This window comes from Thalassobaculum sp., from assembly GCF_040219215.1.
Classification (GTDB): domain Bacteria; phylum Pseudomonadota; class Alphaproteobacteria; order Thalassobaculales; family Thalassobaculaceae; genus Thalassobaculum_A.
On sequence record NZ_JAVJSX010000032.1, the window covers coordinates 25358 to 41695 of the forward strand.

At 67.8% G+C, this 16338-nt stretch carries 14 protein-coding genes; 12 read left to right on the forward strand and 2 right to left on the reverse strand.

The window, feature by feature from the left end; genetic code table 11:
• Positions 1–155 precede the first annotated feature (155 nt).
• From gcvA to RIC54_RS20825, 5 genes are all read left to right on the forward strand, one after another.
• Complete coding sequence (gene gcvA / locus RIC54_RS20805; RefSeq protein WP_350089182.1) at positions 156–1073, forward strand: transcriptional regulator GcvA; 918 nt, start codon at positions 156–158, stop codon at positions 1071–1073.
• A 126-nt stretch (positions 1074–1199) separates the two neighbouring features.
• Positions 1200–1799 (forward strand): PAS domain-containing protein, encoded by a 600-nt coding sequence (locus RIC54_RS20810; RefSeq protein WP_350089179.1) that lies wholly within the window; start codon positions 1200–1202, stop codon positions 1797–1799.
• Between the two features lie 128 nt (positions 1800–1927).
• Positions 1928–3091 carry a phosphoserine transaminase gene (locus tag RIC54_RS20815; protein WP_350089176.1) on the forward strand — a complete coding sequence of 388 codons (1164 nt, stop codon included), beginning with the start codon at positions 1928–1930 and terminating at the stop codon, positions 3089–3091.
• 106 nt (positions 3092–3197) lie between these two features.
• A complete protein-coding gene (gene serA / locus RIC54_RS20820; RefSeq protein ID WP_350089173.1) occupies positions 3198–4775 on the forward strand; it encodes a phosphoglycerate dehydrogenase in 1578 nt (525 codons plus the stop codon).
• Positions 4776–4876: 101 nt separating this feature from the next.
• On the forward strand, positions 4877–6526 hold the full coding sequence (locus RIC54_RS20825; protein ID WP_350089170.1) for a GMC family oxidoreductase: 1650 nt from the start codon (positions 4877–4879) through the stop codon (positions 6524–6526).
• A gap of 3 nt (positions 6527–6529) precedes the next feature.
• Here the strand turns inward: RIC54_RS20825 and RIC54_RS20830 are convergent, their stop codons facing one another.
• Entirely contained in the window at positions 6530–7012 is a 483-nt protein-coding gene (locus RIC54_RS20830; protein ID WP_350089167.1) for a methyltransferase family protein, read from the reverse strand.
• A gap of 158 nt (positions 7013–7170) precedes the next feature.
• On the opposite strand from RIC54_RS20830, the gene RIC54_RS20835 reads away from it, so the two are divergent.
• Complete coding sequence (locus RIC54_RS20835; protein ID WP_350089164.1) at positions 7171–7749, forward strand: HupE/UreJ family protein; 579 nt, start codon at positions 7171–7173, stop codon at positions 7747–7749.
• A 96-nt stretch (positions 7750–7845) separates the two neighbouring features.
• On the opposite strand, the gene RIC54_RS20840 is transcribed toward RIC54_RS20835, so the two are convergent.
• Positions 7846–8958: a serine hydrolase domain-containing protein gene (locus RIC54_RS20840; protein ID WP_350089161.1), complete on the reverse strand. Its 1113-nt coding sequence runs from the start codon at positions 8956–8958 to the stop codon at positions 7846–7848.
• A gap of 100 nt (positions 8959–9058) precedes the next feature.
• Between RIC54_RS20840 and speB the strand changes: the two genes are divergently transcribed.
• From speB to RIC54_RS20870, 6 genes are all read left to right on the forward strand, one after another.
• A complete protein-coding gene (speB, locus tag RIC54_RS20845; protein WP_350089158.1) occupies positions 9059–10021 on the forward strand; it encodes an agmatinase in 963 nt (320 codons plus the stop codon).
• A gap of 108 nt (positions 10022–10129) precedes the next feature.
• The gene (locus RIC54_RS20850) at positions 10130–11413 is read left to right on the forward strand and encodes a caspase family protein (protein WP_350089155.1); all 1284 of its coding nucleotides are present in this window, start codon (positions 10130–10132) and stop codon (positions 11411–11413) included.
• Between the two features lie 4 nt (positions 11414–11417).
• Positions 11418–13043 carry a DUF4384 domain-containing protein gene (locus tag RIC54_RS20855; RefSeq protein ID WP_350089152.1) on the forward strand — a complete coding sequence of 542 codons (1626 nt, stop codon included), beginning with the start codon at positions 11418–11420 and terminating at the stop codon, positions 13041–13043.
• Positions 13044–13123: 80 nt separating this feature from the next.
• The gene (locus RIC54_RS20860; protein WP_350089149.1) at positions 13124–13390 is read left to right on the forward strand and encodes a helix-turn-helix domain-containing protein; all 267 of its coding nucleotides are present in this window, start codon (positions 13124–13126) and stop codon (positions 13388–13390) included.
• Between the two features lie 77 nt (positions 13391–13467).
• Complete coding sequence (locus tag RIC54_RS20865) at positions 13468–15222, forward strand: SulP family inorganic anion transporter (RefSeq protein WP_350089146.1); 1755 nt, start codon at positions 13468–13470, stop codon at positions 15220–15222.
• Between the two features lie 119 nt (positions 15223–15341).
• A complete protein-coding gene (locus RIC54_RS20870; protein WP_350089143.1) occupies positions 15342–16322 on the forward strand; it encodes a hypothetical protein in 981 nt (326 codons plus the stop codon).
• Positions 16323–16338: the final 16 nt, after the last annotated feature.

The following is a 16338-nucleotide window of genomic DNA, read 5'->3' on the forward strand; positions in this document are numbered from 1 at the left end:
GATCTCCTTTGAGAAAATCTCAATTTTGAGCGGAGAGAAACGTCGCGCAAAGCAACCGCGTCATCGTCTCCTATTGCTGCCTATTTCGTGTTAACCGAAGCGCTGTGCCATCGAGTTTTCGTGCACATCGTGTTGAGATTTTCTGCGAGCGATCCATGCGCCTGCCATCATTGAACGCGCTGCGGGCCTTCGAGGCGGCGGCCCGGCTCGGCAGCCTGACCCGGGCGGCCGAGGAACTGCATGTCACGCCAAGCGCGGTGCGCCATCAGATCCGCGCGCTGGAGGAGGAGATCGGCCGTCCGTTGCTGCGCCGCAACGGCTCAGGACTGATGCCGACCGAGACGGCGAACGGCTCTCTCGGCCATCTGCGCCGGGCGTTCGACGCGTTGGCCGATGCGAACCGCAGCCTGAGGCACCCGGCGACTGCTCCGACGTTGACGGTCTCGGCGGTGCCGTCGTTCGTGTCGGCCTGGCTGATTCCGCGCCTGGAGGGTTTCCAGCGTCGCTGCCCGGGCGTCACTGTGCAGATCGGCACCAATCCGCTGCCGACGGACTTTCACCGCGAGGGTGTCGATCTGGCGATCCGGTACGGGCTCGGCGGCTATTCCGGCCTGTTCGAATGCCGGTTGTTCAGCGAACGCTATTTCCCGGTCTGTGCGCCGCATCTGCTCGACGGACCGAGGCCGCTGGCCGAGCCGGCGGATCTGGCCGGCCATACCCTCCTGCACAGCTCGGTGCTGCCGCGCTCCGGCTGGCCGGTGTGGCGCGACTGGCTGGACGCTGCGGGAGTGCTAGCCCAGGTCGACCCGGATGCCGGGACCCACTACACCATGAGCATGTTCGCCTATCAGGCGGCGATGGCGTGCCAGGGCGTGGCGCTCGGTACCACGGTGCTGTCGATGGACATGCTGGCGGCCGGCTATCTGGTGAAGCCGTTCAACATGGAGTTGCCGACGGCGTTCGGCTACCACATCGTCTGCCCGCCGGAGAGCCGGCAGCGCCCACTGGTCGCGGCCTTCATCGAGTGGCTGCTGGAGGCGGCCGGCGAGGCTTGCACGGGGCTGGAGGGCTGAGACCTGACCGGGTCCGTCGCCGGGCGCTCCGGAAACGCGCGGTCGGTAGAAATACATATCGAATTGTCCTAATCTTGTTTGGCGTTCTGCCACAAAATTGGCGGCACCTGTACCTGTTGGAACCTAATGGCGTTTGTTGGCCATAAAGGCACACTACTCATCGTGGTAGAAAAAATCACACTCGCACTTGATCCGATTCAGCAATCCGTACTGGATTACTGGAAGAGTGCGCGGGACGGTCTGACAGTTCCACTGTTGGACGCGCTTGATCCACTTAAGCTGGAAAAGCGGGTGCTTCCCTACCTGATTGTTGCCGAACACCTGGATGACAGCGGGCTGGTCCGTTTCCGGCTGGTCGGGGAAGAAATGGTGCGGCGTTGGGGGGCGAACTTCCGGGGCCGGCGATCGGACCAGTTGTTCACCGGAGATTATCGAGCCTTCATCGAGAAGTATTTCGCCCTGGCTCGGTCGGAGCGTTGCCCGGTGTACTCCGAAAGCGTGTTCCGCTGGAATGACGGCGGGTGGATCAAAACCACCCGTCTGATACTGCCGTTCACCAGCACACCGAACGGAGTGCCGACACGCTCGGTGGTCGTCCAGGTGTTCCTGCCTTCAGAACAGCCTCAGTCGGTACCGGAGATTCGAATACTTCGGGAACAGGACATGTCGGGTGGGGTCATCGTGGCGCTACCCGGCGGGATACGTCGGGCCGGCGCGTCGATCTGACGACCGCTGCCACGCGTGGACTCCCGGTCGCTACGGCGGCACGCCCCCGTTGACAACGCTACGCCGTTCCATAGTCTCCGCGCCGGGCCGCCGCTCCCCAACGAGCGGCAACATCGAAGGATCGAGACATGAAGCCGCAGCACAAGCCGCGGGTACCGTTGTTCTCATCCGGACCGTGTGCGAAGCGACCCGGATGGGCCCCCGCTGTACTCTCCGATGCCGTCCTCGGACGGTCTCACCGCTCCAAAATCGGTAAAGCCAGGCTCGCTGACGCGATCGACCGGTCGCGCGTCATTCTTGGCATTCCCGCGGACTACCGACTCGGCATCGTGCCCGCGTCCGACACCGGCGCCGTCGAGATGGCGCTGTGGTCGCTGCTCGGCGCGCGCGGCGTCGACATGCTGGCCTGGGAGAGCTTCGGCGCCGGCTGGGTGACCGACGTGGTCAAGCAGTTGAAGCTGCAGGACGCCCGCGTGCTGGAGGCGGGCTACGGCGAGATCGTCGACCTGTCCAAGGCGGACTTCAGCCGCGACGTGGTGTTCACCTGGAACGGCACCACCTCGGGCGTGCGGGTGCCGAACGGCGACTGGATCCCGGCCGACCGTGAGGGTCTGGCGATCTGCGACGCCACCTCTGCGGCGTTTGCCATGGACCTGCCGTGGGACAAGCTGGATGTGGTCACCTGGTCCTGGCAGAAGGTGCTGGGCGGCGAGGCGGCCCACGGCATGCTGGCGCTGAGTCCGCGCGCGGTGGAACGGCTGGAGAGCTACACCCCGCCGTGGCCGATGCCGAAGCTGTTCCGCATGACCTCCAAGGGCAAGCTCAACGAAGGCATCTTCAAGGGCGAGACCATCAACACCCCGTCGATGCTGTGCGTCGAGGACATCCTGGACGCGCTGGGCTGGGCCGAGTCGATCGGCGGGCTGTCGGGGCTGATCGAGCGTAGCGAAGCGAACCTCGCGGCGATCGAGAAGTGGGTGGAGGCGTCGTCCTGGGCCGGGTTCCTGGCCAAGGACAAGGCGCTGCGCTCGCCGACCTCGATCTGCCTGTCGTTCGTCGACCCGGCGTTCTCTGCACTGTCCGAAGCGGATCAGGCGGCGGTGGCGAAGAAGGTCGCCGCACTGGTTGAGGCGGAGGGCGCCGGCTACGACATCGCCGGCTACCGCGACGCCCCGCCGGGCCTGCGGATCTGGGGCGGTGCGACGGTGGAGACCGCTGACATCGAGGCGCTGCTGCCGTGGCTCGACTGGGCCTGGGAGCAGGTGAAGACGGAGTTCGCGGCCGCCGCATAGGGCGTTCGCGGGCCTGCGCCCGACCTCTGATCGATCGTATCAACCACCACTGCGAAAGGCGCGCGCCCACGGCTCACCAGGAGCGGTGCCGGCGCGCGAACGCACCATGATTAAAGTCCTGATTTCCGACAATCTGAGCGACCAGGCGGCCGAGATCTTCCGTGCCCGGGGGATCGAGGTCGACGTCAACACCGGCCTCAAGCCTGACGAGTTGAAGGCCATCATCGGCGACTACGACGGCCTCGCCATCCGCTCCGCCACCAAGGTGACTCCAGACGTGCTGGCGGTCGCTGGCAAGCTGAAGGTGGTCGGCCGGGCCGGCATCGGCGTCGACAACGTCGATATCGCGGCCGCCACCGCCGGCGGCGTGGTGGTCATGAACACCCCGTTCGGCAACGCCATCACGACCGCCGAGCACGCCGTCGCCATGATGTTCGCGCTGGCCCGGCAGATCCCCCAGGCCGACGCCTCGACGCAGGCCGGCAAGTGGGAGAAGTCGAAGTTCATGGGGGTCGAACTGACCGGCAAGGTGCTGGGCCTGATCGGCTGCGGCAACATCGGCTCGATCGTGGCCGACCGGGCGCGCGGCCTGCGCATGCGGGTGCTGGCGTTCGATCCCTACCTGTCGGAGCAGCGGGCAACCGAACTGGGCGTGCGCAAGGTCGAACTCGACGAGCTGTTCGGCGAGGCCGAGATCATCACCCTGCATACCCCGCTGACCGACGCCACCCGCAACATCATCGACGCGGCGGCGATCGCCAAGATGAAGAAGGGCGTGCGGATCATAAACTGCGCGCGCGGCGGCCTGGTGGTTGAGGAAGACCTGCGCGCGGGCCTGGATTCCGGCCAGGTCGGTGGCGCGGCGTTCGACGTGTTCGTGACCGAACCGGCCAGGGAGAACGTGCTGTTCGGCCACCCCAACGTGGTCTGCACCCCGCATCTGGGGGCCTCGACCTCGGAGGCCCAGGAAAAGGTGGCCCTGCAGGTCGCCGAGCAGATGAGCGACTACCTGCTGACCGGTGCCGTCAGCAACGCCGTCAACGTGCCCTCGGTCACCGCCGAAGAGGCACCGATCCTGAAGCCCTACATGAAGCTGGCGGAACTCCTCGGGTCGTTCTGCGGCCAGATGGTCGACGGTCCGATCGACGCCGTGACCTTGGAGTTCGAAGGCCATGCCGCCGACCTGAACGCCGAGCCGATCAAGGCGGCCGCGCTTGCCGGACTGCTGCGCCCGCAGGTCGACAGCGTGAACATGGTCAATGCGCCGACCATGGCGCACCAGCGCGGCATCGAGGTCAGCGTCACCCGTCATGACCGCGAACCGGACTACCAAACCCTGGTGCGGATGTCGGTGCGCTCGGAGCAGCGCACCCGGGTGCTGGTCGGCACCCTGATCGGCGGCACCAAGCCGCGGCTGGTCGAGGTCCAGGGCATTGCGGTCGAGGCCGATTTCGGCCGGCACATGCTGTACGTGCGCAACTACGACAAGCCCGGCTTCATCGGCGCGTTGGGCTCGGCGCTTGGCAACCACGGGGTCAACATCGCCACTTTCCACCTGGGACGGCGCGACGTGGGCGGCGAGGCGATCGCGCTGGTCGAGGTCGACCAGGCGATCGACGCGGCGTTGCTGGCCGAGGTCCAGGGCCTGCCGCACGTGGTGCGGGTGAACGCGCTGTCGTTCTGAGGCCGTTAGGGTGCGGCGGGCCGCCGTGGCCCGCCGCGCTCGCGCCGGCTGACCGCAAGGCGTGGCTTGCCGCGATCCCGTCTCGCGGCCACACTGACCGTATGCGAGCTTACGATTACGTCATCGTCGGGGCCGGGTCGGCGGGATGCGTTCTGGCATCCCGGCTGACCGAGGATCCCGGCGTCTCGGTCCTGCTGCTGGAAGCCGGCGGCTGGGACTGGAACCCGTTGATCCACATCCCGCTTGGCGTAGGCAAGCTGGTGCGCTCCAATCTGCACAGCTGGGGCTATTGGACCGAGCCGGAACCCCATCTCGACGACCGCCGCCTGTACTGGCCGCGCGGCAAGGTGGTCGGCGGGTCGTCGTCGATCAATTCGATGATCTACATCCGCGGCCACCCGCGCGACTACGACACCTGGGCACAGCTCGGCAATCGCGGTTGGGCCTGGGACGACGTGCTGCCGTACTTCCGGCGCTCCGAGGGTCACGTCGACCGGCTGGCCGACGATCTGCACGGCACTCGCGGTCCACTGAAGGTAAAGCGCGGCCGTGACACCAACCCCCTCTACGATGTGTTCGCGGCAGCGGGCCGACAGGCCGGCTACCGGGACAACGACGATTTCAACGGCCCGAGCCAGGAAGGCCTCGGCCGCTACGACTTCACGATCCACAACGGCCGACGGGCCAGTGCGGCCGCATGCTATCTGCGGCCGGCGCTGAAGCGCCCGAACCTGACGGTGGAGACGGGTGCCCTTACCCACCGGGTGCTTGTCGAGGGCGGGCGGACGACCGGTGTCGAATACCATCGCCACGGCACATTGCACCGGGTGACGGCGGGCCGCGAGGTGCTGCTGGCGGGCGGGGCGTTGAACTCGCCCCAGGTGCTGATGCTGTCCGGCATCGGCGACCCGGAGGAACTGGGCGCCCACGGCATCCCCGTGGTGCACGCGCTGCCGGGGGTTGGCCGCGACCTGCAGGATCACCTGGACATTCCGCTGCAGTTCGCCTGTCCGAAGCCGGTAACCCTGCACAGCCTGGTCCGGCTCGACCGGGCGGCGCTGGCGATGGCGCAGGCGGCGCTGTTCCGCACCGGCCCCGCCACGTCGTTTCCGGCCGAGGGCGGCCTATTCGTCCGCACCCGGCCGGAGCTGGAGATGCCCGACATGCAATGGCATTTCCTGATCGGCCTGGGGGCCAAGCGGGTGCGCATCCCGCTGCTGTGGCAGTTGAACCGGGGCCCGATGGACCGCGACGGCTTTACCATCCGGATGTGCCAGCTGCGGCCGGAAAGCCGGGGGCGGGTGCGGCTGCGCTCCGACGACCCGGCCGACCGGGTGCGGATCCTGGCCAACTACTACTCGACCGAGGCCGACCGGCGAAGCTTCCGCGACGGGCTGCGCATGGCGCGCGAGCTGGTGGCGCAACCGGCGTTCGACGGCTGGCGCGACGAGGAACTGAATCCCGGCCCCGACGTGATTTCCGACTCCGACATCGACGCCTATGTCCGTCGGATCTCGGAGACCATCTACCACCCGGTAGGCACCTGCCGAATGGGTGTGGACGACGGTGCTGTGGTCGACCCGGAGCTGAAGGTGCGCGGGCTTGAGGGGCTGCGGGTGATCGACGCCTCGATCATGCCGCGGCTGATCGGCGGCAACACCAACGCGCCCACGATGATGATCGCCGAGAAGGCCGTGGACATGATGCTCGGCCGGACGACGATGGGAGCGGCGGACGCCCAGGCGGTGTAGCCGCTAAAGCCAGCGCCGGACCCGCGCCTTGTAGGACAGGTAGGTGTCGCCGAACTTGGCCGCGAGATAGGCTTCCTCCCGGTCGATCACGCCGATGTTCATGATCACGAAGGTCGGCAGCAGCATGCCCAGCATCCAGGCGCTGTTGACCCAGAGCGCCACGCCGACCGACAGCGCGGTCAGTGCCACGTAGATCGGGTTCCGGGAGAACCGGTACGGGCCGTCGGTGACGACCGCGGTCACCGGCTTGTGGGTTGGCACATTGGTGCCGGCGCGGCGAAACAGCCCGAAGCACCAGAAGGCCAGTGCAAGGCCGAGGCCGATCAGCACAACGCCGGGTACGAATCCGGTGCCCGGCGCCAGCACCGGCAGGGGGATCAGCCGGTCGAGGCCCGCGCCGACCACGAGCGCGCCCGCGTACAGGAACGGCGGATGGGTGATCACGCCGGGGTTGTCGGGCTTGCCGCCTTCGGATTCCGTCATCATGCCACCCCCCCGTTGCGTCCCTCAGAAGCAGATGGCGCCCCCAAGGCGGCTGTGCAAGCCGCGTTCACGGACATCGGCCGTCAAGGCATGACAGGCCCCATCGCGTTGGTTAAGACTCATGGCCGACCGTTTCTTGAATCCGTCATTTGAGGGCTGCCATGCTTCGTATCCTGACCTCCGCCGCGGCTTTGTCGCTGCTCTCTTCCCCCGCGCTCGCCCACACCGGCATCGGTGCCGGCAGCGGGTTCGCCGCCGGTGCCGCGCACCCGATGCTTGGGCTTGATCACCTGCTGGCGATGGTCGCGGTCGGCGGTTGGGCTGCCCTGCTGGGCGGTCGCGCGTTGTGGTTGGTACCGTCGGCCTTCGTGGTTGCGATGCTGGTCGGCGGCGCGTTCGCGGTGTCCGGTGTCGCCCTGCCGATGGTCGAGACGATGATCGCGCTGTCGGTGGTCGTGCTTGGCGCGCTGGTGGCGGTCAATGCCCGCATGCTGGTCGGCGTCGGCATGGCGATCGTCGCCGCCTTTGCGGTGTTCCACGGCCATGCCCACGGCAGCGAACTGCCGGCCGGCCTGTCGGCGCTGGGCTACGGCGCCGGTTTCGCACTGTCGACCGCCCTGCTGCACGGTGCCGGCATCGCGGGGGTCTCGATGCTCGGCCGTTTCGGCTCGACCCGGATGATACGGTATGCCGGCCTCGCCACCGCGTTCGCCGGCGTCGGCATCGTCGCCGGCCTCTGAACCACGCCTGACTCCCTTCTCTGGTGTCATCCCGGGCGCGCGTCGCGCGACCCGGGATCCACCCGTCGCATTCCGGGATGACGACGGAGCTGCGCCTTACGTCAGCGCCGCTACCACCCGCTTCGCGAAGCCGTCGAGATGCGGCTTGTCGATCCAGCGGAGGACCGCCACCAGATCCAGCGTGGGCTCGATCCAGATCACGTTCGAGCCCACCCCCATGGCGAACACGCTGGTGCGCGGCGCGCTTGGGCAGTGCCGGCCGTCGCCGTTCAGCCACCACAGATAACCGTAGCTGGGATTGAGCGCGCACGGCGTGGTGCAGGCATCGACCCAGGCTTCGGACAGGATGCGCTTGTCGCCCCACCGGCCGCGGCGCTGCATCAGCAGGCCGACGCGGGCCTGGTCGCGGGCGGAAATGAACAGCCCGCCACCCCAGTGCGCTCCGCCGGAGACCGAGCATACCGGTTGGCCGCCGACCTCGACCCAGGAATTGATGTAGCCGTTCCAGCTCCAGCTGTCAGAAGCGCCGATCGGGCCCATGACCCGTTCCCTCAGCACGGTCGGCAGCGGCTTGCCGTGGACCCTCAGCAGCGACAGGGACAGCCGGTTGACCCGGACGTCGTTGTATTCCCAGTACGCGCCGGGTGCCTGCAGGTCGCGGTGGGTACCCTTCTTGGACGGCGTTCCCGGCGGCAGCGACAGCTCGCGGTTGCGGTCGATCAGGTCGGGCTTGCCGAACAGCGTGCCCTCCCACTCGCTGGTGTTGGTCAGCAGGTGTTCCCAGGTGATCGTGCGGTTCTGCGCGGCGTCGAACCCGCCGTCGTCGACCAGTTCGCCGACCGGTCGGCGGATGTCCGGGATCAGTCCGTCGTCGACCGCAAGGCCGGCCATGATCGACAGGTACGACTTGGTGACCGAGAAGGTCATGTCGGCGCGGTCGGTCGGCCCCCACTCGGCAACGATCTTGCCGCCGCGCAGGATCAGCCCGCTGGGGTCGGCGCGCGGTGCGGTCGGGCCGATGATGTCGCCGAGCGGCGGCGGCTCGGAGAAATGCCCGCCGGCCAATGCTGCGGCAATGTCGCGGTTCATCGGCGATTCATGGGCGATCGCGTAGTCGACGGCTGCCTGGATGCCCGCCCGGTCGGCGCCGGCGGCGGCCGGATCGATGCGCTCCCAAGCGATACCGGCGCCCGGCACGTAGTCGGTCATGACGATCTCCTTGGTTTCCTGCGCCGGGAGCGTAGCCGCGCCCCTTGATCCCGCCAAGCGCGCCCGAGCATGATCGTGATGCCCTGACATGGAGACTGTCGTGACCGACGCCGACCCGACGATAACCGACGCGATGACCCGCCCGCGCTATGTCGGGCTGCCGACCTTCATGCGGGCGCCATATGCCGAGCGGGACTGGTCGGCGATCGACATCGGGCTGATCGGCGTGCCCTATGACGGCGGTGTGACCAACCGGCCCGGAGCCCGCCATGGGCCGCGCGAGGTGCGCAACCAATCCAGCCTGATGCGGCGGATCAACCAGGCGACCGGGGTGTGCCCGTACGAGCTGGCGCGGATCGCCGATATCGGCGACGCAGTGGTGGAGCGGCCGTTCGTACTGATCGAGGCGCACGAGCAGATCGGAGCGTTTTACGAACAAGTGATGGCGGCGGGGGTGGTCCCGCTCAGCGTCGGCGGCGACCATTCGATCAGCCTGCCGATCCTGCGGGTCCTGGGCCGCGACCGGCCGGTCGGCATGGTGCACATCGACGCGCACTGCGACACCGGGGACGACTATCTCGGCTCGCGCTTCCACCACGGCGCGCCGTTCCGCCGGGCGGTCGAGGAGGGCGTTCTGGACCCCAAACGCACCATCCAGATCGGCATCCGCGGCGGGGTCAACGAGCGCGATGTCTGGGGCTTCAGCCACGATTCGGGCATGCGGGTGATCTACATGCACGAGATCCCGGCACTGGGGCTGGACGGCGTGATCGCCGAAGCCCGGCGGTTGGCCGGCGACGGCCCGACCTACCTGTCCTTCGACATCGATAGCATCGACCCGGCGTTCGCGCCCGGCACCGGCACGCCGGAGATCGGCGGCTTGACCTCGTTCGAGGCCCAGCGCCTGGTGCGCGGCCTGTCGGGCATCGACGTGGTCGGCGGCGACATGGTCGAGGTCTCCCCGCCGTTCGATCCGAGCGGCAACACCGCCCTGGTTGGCGCCACCATACTGTTTGAGATGCTGTGCATAGCCGCAGAATCCGTGGCCCGGCGCCAGCGGTGACGCCACCGATGGTGGTTGTGTAGGCGTCGAACCCGGTCTGACCGTTCCATAGCCGGCTGGAACCGGTAGAATAACATCCGGGTTGGACATCGATTGCGGGAGCGGGGCGTGCGGGCAATCGCAGCTGTCATGCTGGTGTTGGTGCTGCTGGTCGGCGGTAAAGGGGTAGGGGCGCAGGCCACGGGAGCGGCAGGTTCACCGTATGCGGATGCGACGAACCGAGATGCAATAGCCGTGATCATCGGCAACCAGCGCTATGCCAAGGGGATCCCGGAGGTCCGCTACGCCGCCAACGACGCAGCGGCCATGAAGCGGTTCGTCATCGACGTGCTCGGCTACCGCGACGGCAACGTGATCGAACTGATCGACGCGTCCCAGGCCGAAATGTACGCGGTGTTCGGCAACGCCCAGGACCATCGCGGCAAGCTGTGGTCGTGGGTCCGCTCCGGCCGGTCCGACATCCTGGTGTTCTATTCCGGGCATGGCGTGCCGGGCCTGCGCGACAAGCGCGGCTATCTGCTGCCGGTGGACGCCGATCCGGCGACACCCGAGATCAACGGCTATCCGCTGGACCTGCTGGTGAAGAACCTGAGCGCGATCGAGGCGGTATCGACCACCGTGTTGCTCGACGCGTGCTTCTCCGGGAACTCGGCGGCCGGCTGGCTGGTCCGCTCGGCTTCTCCGGTCTACGTGAAGACGGTGCCGCCGGCACCGTCGCGCGGGCTGACGCTGATTACGGCTGCGGCGGGCGATCAGGTGGCGAGTTGGGACGAGGCCGCCAGGCTCGGTCTGTTTACCCGCCATCTGCTGGACGCCATGAACGGCGCCGCCGATCGTGGCCGCGACGGCAACCAGGATGGGCAGGTGACGCTGGGGGAGGTCGAGCGCTACCTGGACGACGAGATGACCTACGCGGCACGGCGGCAGTTCCGTCGCGTGCAGCAGGCCAGCGTTTCCGGTGATCCGAAGACGGTGCTGGTGGCGGCACTTCCGAAAGCGCCGGCATCGAGGGAGCGGGCAAAGCCGGCACCCCACTCGGTCGTCACCCCGCCGCCGCTCGCTGCGTCTTCGCTGTATGATCCGCCGGGAACCGACAGGGCGAAGGCCCTGGCGTTCGTCGATCGGCACCGGATCGCGGTCCAGAAGGCGATTCGCCTGTACTACCGGGAGAACGGTTCGGCTTGGGATCACAAGCCGATCGCCGCATCGCTGGACTTCGCCGAGCGGATCGCCTGGTTCAGGGATATGGATTTGGTCGCGGTGCACGACGACAGCCTGGACCTGCGCGTGGGCTATGCCTGGGAGGGTAATGGCAGGGACGGCGATGCCGTGGCCAAGTTCCGCATAGCGATCACGCCGGACAAGCTGTCCGTTGCCAAGATGTGGCGGTGACCTGGTGCGCCGCGCGCCGCTTCTCGCGCTGTTGGCGATCCTGTTGGTCGCCGGCCGCGGCGCGGGCGCGTCGGAGGGATGGGCCGGTCCGTTCACCACGGTTGCATCCGCCGTCTGGCAGGCAGTCGGCGAGGGGCGCCGTATAGCCGCTCGCCCGCTCGATCCGGACACGACCGGCCTGCCCCCGGAGTTGGCGACTGAGCTGGATGCGGCCCTTGCAGCGGCTTTGCTGCGCACCGCCCCGACATCCGGTGCTCTGGTCGACCGTTCCGGCCTGCCGGCAAGCTGGGAGGAGGCGATGAGCTTCCAGGGTGCCACCAGCGAGGCCCTGCTGCGCGAGGCCGCGGTCGATGCACTGGTGATTCCCGCCGCGCACGCTACCGCCGACGGGATCGCGGTCTCGGCCACGGTGGTCGCGGTCGGTGGCGGCGATACGGGTCGCCTGCTGGGGGCGAGTCCTCTGGTAACGCTGCCCGGGTCGGTCGAGCGGCTGGCACTGCGACCGCCGTCTGTCGCTGCCCGAATCGCCGGGGTTGCCCTGGCCGACACCCTGCGTCTCGGGCTGGACCCTGCCGGCCGCTTCCAAACGTCCCTGCGGCTGAGCGGCGAGCGCAGCCCGTTCGGCGACTGGTTCCTGGGCCAGGTGGCCGAACATCTGACCGCCCGGCTGGCGGAACGGCCGCTGTACGTCACCCGGCCACTGCGTCAGGTCGACGGTGCCGGCAAGCCGGTCGGGCTGCGGCTGGAGGCGGAGATCTGGGATCACGGCGGCCGCGTTGAGGTGCACCTGAGGGCAACCGCCAAGACGGTGGAGGCACGGGCGTCCGCCGGCCTGGAGGCGGCCGCGATCCCGGCGCATTTCCAGCCGCTGACGCCAGGCGGCGGACGTTTGGGCACCGGGTACCGGATGTCCGACGGTGCGGCGGCGGTCGGCCCGGAACTGCGTCGGGACGAGCTCGGTGTCGCGGCCGAGGCGATCGCGCGTGCCCTGTTGATCGACGAAGCGCTGGACCGGACCTCCGCCATTCCGCCGGTGGCGCGTACCCGGGACGATGTTGCCAATGCGTGGAGCCGCCTGTCCGACGCGGTGCCGTATGGGGAAGCGTGGTCGGGGGCCGCGACCGGCCCGAACGCTGCCGCCCGGCGGCTCCAGGCCCGGGTTGCGCGGATCGGCGGTCCGCATGCTCCGGACCTGACGGCTGTCCTGGAGCGCGCGGTCTACAAGCCCGGCGAACCCCTTGGCGTTCGGGCGAACGTGGCTCGCGGCCGTGCGTTCCTGGCGGTCTATGTCTGGCAGGCGGACGGCGGCGTCGTGCGGATCGCGCCGAACGATGGTCGAGCGCCGGTCACGATCGACGCGGGACAACGGGTCGATCTGCCGGGTGCCCGCGATGCCGGTGTGGCGGTTTCCCCGATGCCCGGGGTGGCCGAAAGCCTTGAGGCGGTCATCGTGGTGGCGAGTTCGGTTCCATTCGTCCCGGACCATCTGGCGCCGATTCTGGGCGGAACGCCCGACGCCAGCCTGCAGGGCGCGGTGTCGAGCGGTGCGTTTCTCGACCGGGTGGCCGGTCTTGATCGAACGCGCGTGAGGTTGGCGATTCTGCCCTACCGGGCACGCCGTGGTGACTGAGTGGTTTGCATATGAATATTGATGTTTCAAATATGATTATGTATCATTATTAATAGATAATTGATGCTAGGGCTCTTCGCATGATGACGGCTGCCCAGCTCCGCGCCGCCCGGGCGCTTCTGGGGATCGACCAGAGGACGCTGGCCGAACAGGCCGGCGTGTCGGTCCCGACCATTCAGCGGATGGAGAGCAGCCAGGGCAACGTCCGCGGCGTCGTCGAAACCCTGACGAAAGTCATCGAAGCGCTGGATCGCGCCGGCATCGAGCTCCTGGGTGAGAATGCCCAAGGGACCGGTACCGGCCGGGGCGTACGGTTGAAGGCACCCGCTCACACTTTGCAGAACTGAGGTACCGCACGAACGCGACGGCGACCGCCGACTGATGCCGACGATCCCGCCGCCTTATCCCAAGGCTGTCGGAAATCATGAACACCAGAACCTCAACGGACGATCCGGCAGCCACAGCGGGCTTCGCGGAGCTGTTCACGCCGAAGCTCGTCACGGTCCTGCGGGAAGGCTACGGGGTCTCGCAGTTCCGGTCGGATTTGGCGGCGGGGCTGACGGTCGCGATCGTTGCCCTGCCGTTGTCGATGGCGATCGCCATCGCGTCTGGGGCATCGCCGGCACAGGGTCTCTATGCGGCGATCATCGGCGGTTTCCTGGTGTCCGCGCTCGGCGGCAGCCGGTTCCAGATTGGCGGACCCGCAGGTGCGTTCATCGTTCTGGTTGCGGCCACCGTCCAACTGCACGGCATGGACGGGTTGATACTCGCGACGATCCTGTCGGGTGCACTGTTGCTGGCGATCGGTCTGTTGCGGCTCGGCACCTACATCAAGTTCATTCCCTACCCGGTGACCGTCGGCTTCACGGCCGGGATCGCCGTGATCATCTTCGCCAGCCAGATCAAGGAACTCCTGGGCCTGTCCCTCGCAGGACGCGAGCCGGGGCCGCTGGTCGAGAAGCTGCCCGTGATCTGGGCGGGCCTGCCGACGTTTGATCCGCCGACGGTCGCGCTCGCGCTCGCGACGATCGGCGTCATCGTCGGCGTCAAGCGGCTTCGCCCGCACTGGCCGGGCATGCTGATTGCGGTCGCTGGCGCGGCGGCGGCGGCGGCCATGCTCGACCTGCCGGTGGCGACCATCGGCACCCGTTTCGGCGGCATTCCCGACAGCCTGCCGATGCCGGCACTGCCGGAGTTCAGCATAGCCAAGATCCAGGCGGTGTTTCCGAGCGCGGTCGCGTTTGCGCTGCTGGGGTCGATCGAATCGCTGCTCTCTGCCGTAGTGGCCGACGGGATGACCGGTCGCCGCCATCGCTCGAACTGCGAACTAGTGGCGCAAGGCGCCGCCAACCTGGCCTCCGGCATCTTCGGCGGCATCTGCGTCACCGGCACGATCGCGCGCACCGCGACCAACGTCCGGGCCGGTGCGCATGGCCCGATCGCGGGGATACTCCACTCGGCCTTTCTCTTGCTGTTCATCCTGGTTGCCGCACCGCTGGCCAGCTACATCCCCCTGGCGAGCCTCGCCGGTGTTCTGGCCGTGGTTGCCTGGAACATGGTCGAAAAGCACGCGTTCCTGACCCTGTTGAAAGCGTCGCGCGGCGATGCGGCGGTTCTGTCGGCGACGTTCCTGCTGACGATTTTCCGCGACCTGACCGAGGCGATCGTCGTCGGCTTCGCCCTTGGATCGGTGCTGTTCATTCACCGAATGTCCAAGACGACGGCGATTGCCCAGCACGCTCCTTTGGTCATCGAGGACAGGCCCGACGACCGCAACGGCGACCGGGCGCCCTATGACGAGGCGTCATCGACGGATCCGGACGTGGTCGTCTACCGCATTTCCGGCGCGTTCTTCTTCGGTGCCGCCGCGTCGATCAGTTCGGTGCTGGATCGCATCGACGACACGTATCGAACGTTGATCATCGATTTCGCAGCGGTACCGTTCCTCGATTCAACGGCCGCCAATACCCTGGAGAGTCTGGCCCGCAAGGCGGTGCGTCGCGGCGCGAGGGTGACGCTGACCGGCACGTCGCACGGGCTTCGCAAGGAACTGTTCGTTCACGGCATCAAGCCGCCCCTGGTGCACTACGAGCCAACCGTTGAGAAGGCGTTGAAGCGGGCGCGCAACGGCCGCGCCGGCGTCGTAGTACCGGCGCTGGGGCAGAGCCAGAACAGCTGATATCGACTTCTGGATTGGCAGCGGAAGGTTGCATCCGGTGTTGCGCGTCCGCAGAGTAATTCACGGCGTTCCATAGCTTCCGCAGCGGCGTTTGTGCCCGCACAGAGGGAGCAGGAACGATGTCGATGGGAATTGCGATCACCATGGCAAACCGGACGCTGTTGCTGGCACTTGCCGCCGGGATGCTGATCTCCTGTGCTTCTGCCGCAACACCTGGCCGAGCGGACGACCGCGGCTATTCGAGCGAGGAAGGGCCGATCCCGGTCTTGGTGCTGGGCGAGGATCGCGGGGGCCATACATTGCCTCGCCAGGACCCGGCGTTCCGTCGGGTGGTGACGGAGTTGCAGGCGGCGATGGCAGCGCGCGGCTTCCGGGTGGTGGACGAGGACGCGGTGGCCGCCGGGCTCGGATGGGGGCGGGCCGAAGGCCGCGACCGGCTCGACCTGCTGGAAGTGGCCAAGCTGGCCAACGCATCGGAGCGGGCGTCCGACCGGGTGCGCGCGGCGGTGCTGTTCCGAATCGAGGGGAGCGTGCAGGATCTCGCCTATACCACGCGGGTCGAGTTGCATCTGTCGGGCGAGATCGTCGATGCCACCAGCAACCGTTTCCTGGGGGCGTTCGATCTGCCGACCGAGGTGGTTTCCACCGCGGGCCGATGCCCGGTCTACGCCTGCGCGTCGCAGGCGGTGGCGGAACGCGCCCGCGATCTTGCCGCTGAACTGGGTGCGGTACTGGCCCGCAAGCTGGCGTACTTGGCTCCGCCCGATTCTGCCGGGACTGAAACCGCCGCCCTCGACAGTGCCTTCACGATCACGCTGCGTCATCTCGCGCCGCAGGATGCCATGGCGATCGTCGACGTCATGACCGACGAGTTCCCCGGGTACCGCAGCCACAGTCTGATCCGGCGGGGCGAGACGCTGCGCCGCTACGAGTACGTCACCACCGCCAGCCCGGCCACACTGGAGCGTTGGCTGACGCTGCTGCTGGTCGACATGGGTCTCGACCCGGGCGGGGCGGTGTCGCTGTCGGTCCGGCCGGGCGAGATCCGGGTCGAACGCGTGCTGCCGCCGAGCGTGGCCCGGCAGTCCTCGGGAGGCTGAGAACCCGCCACCGCCG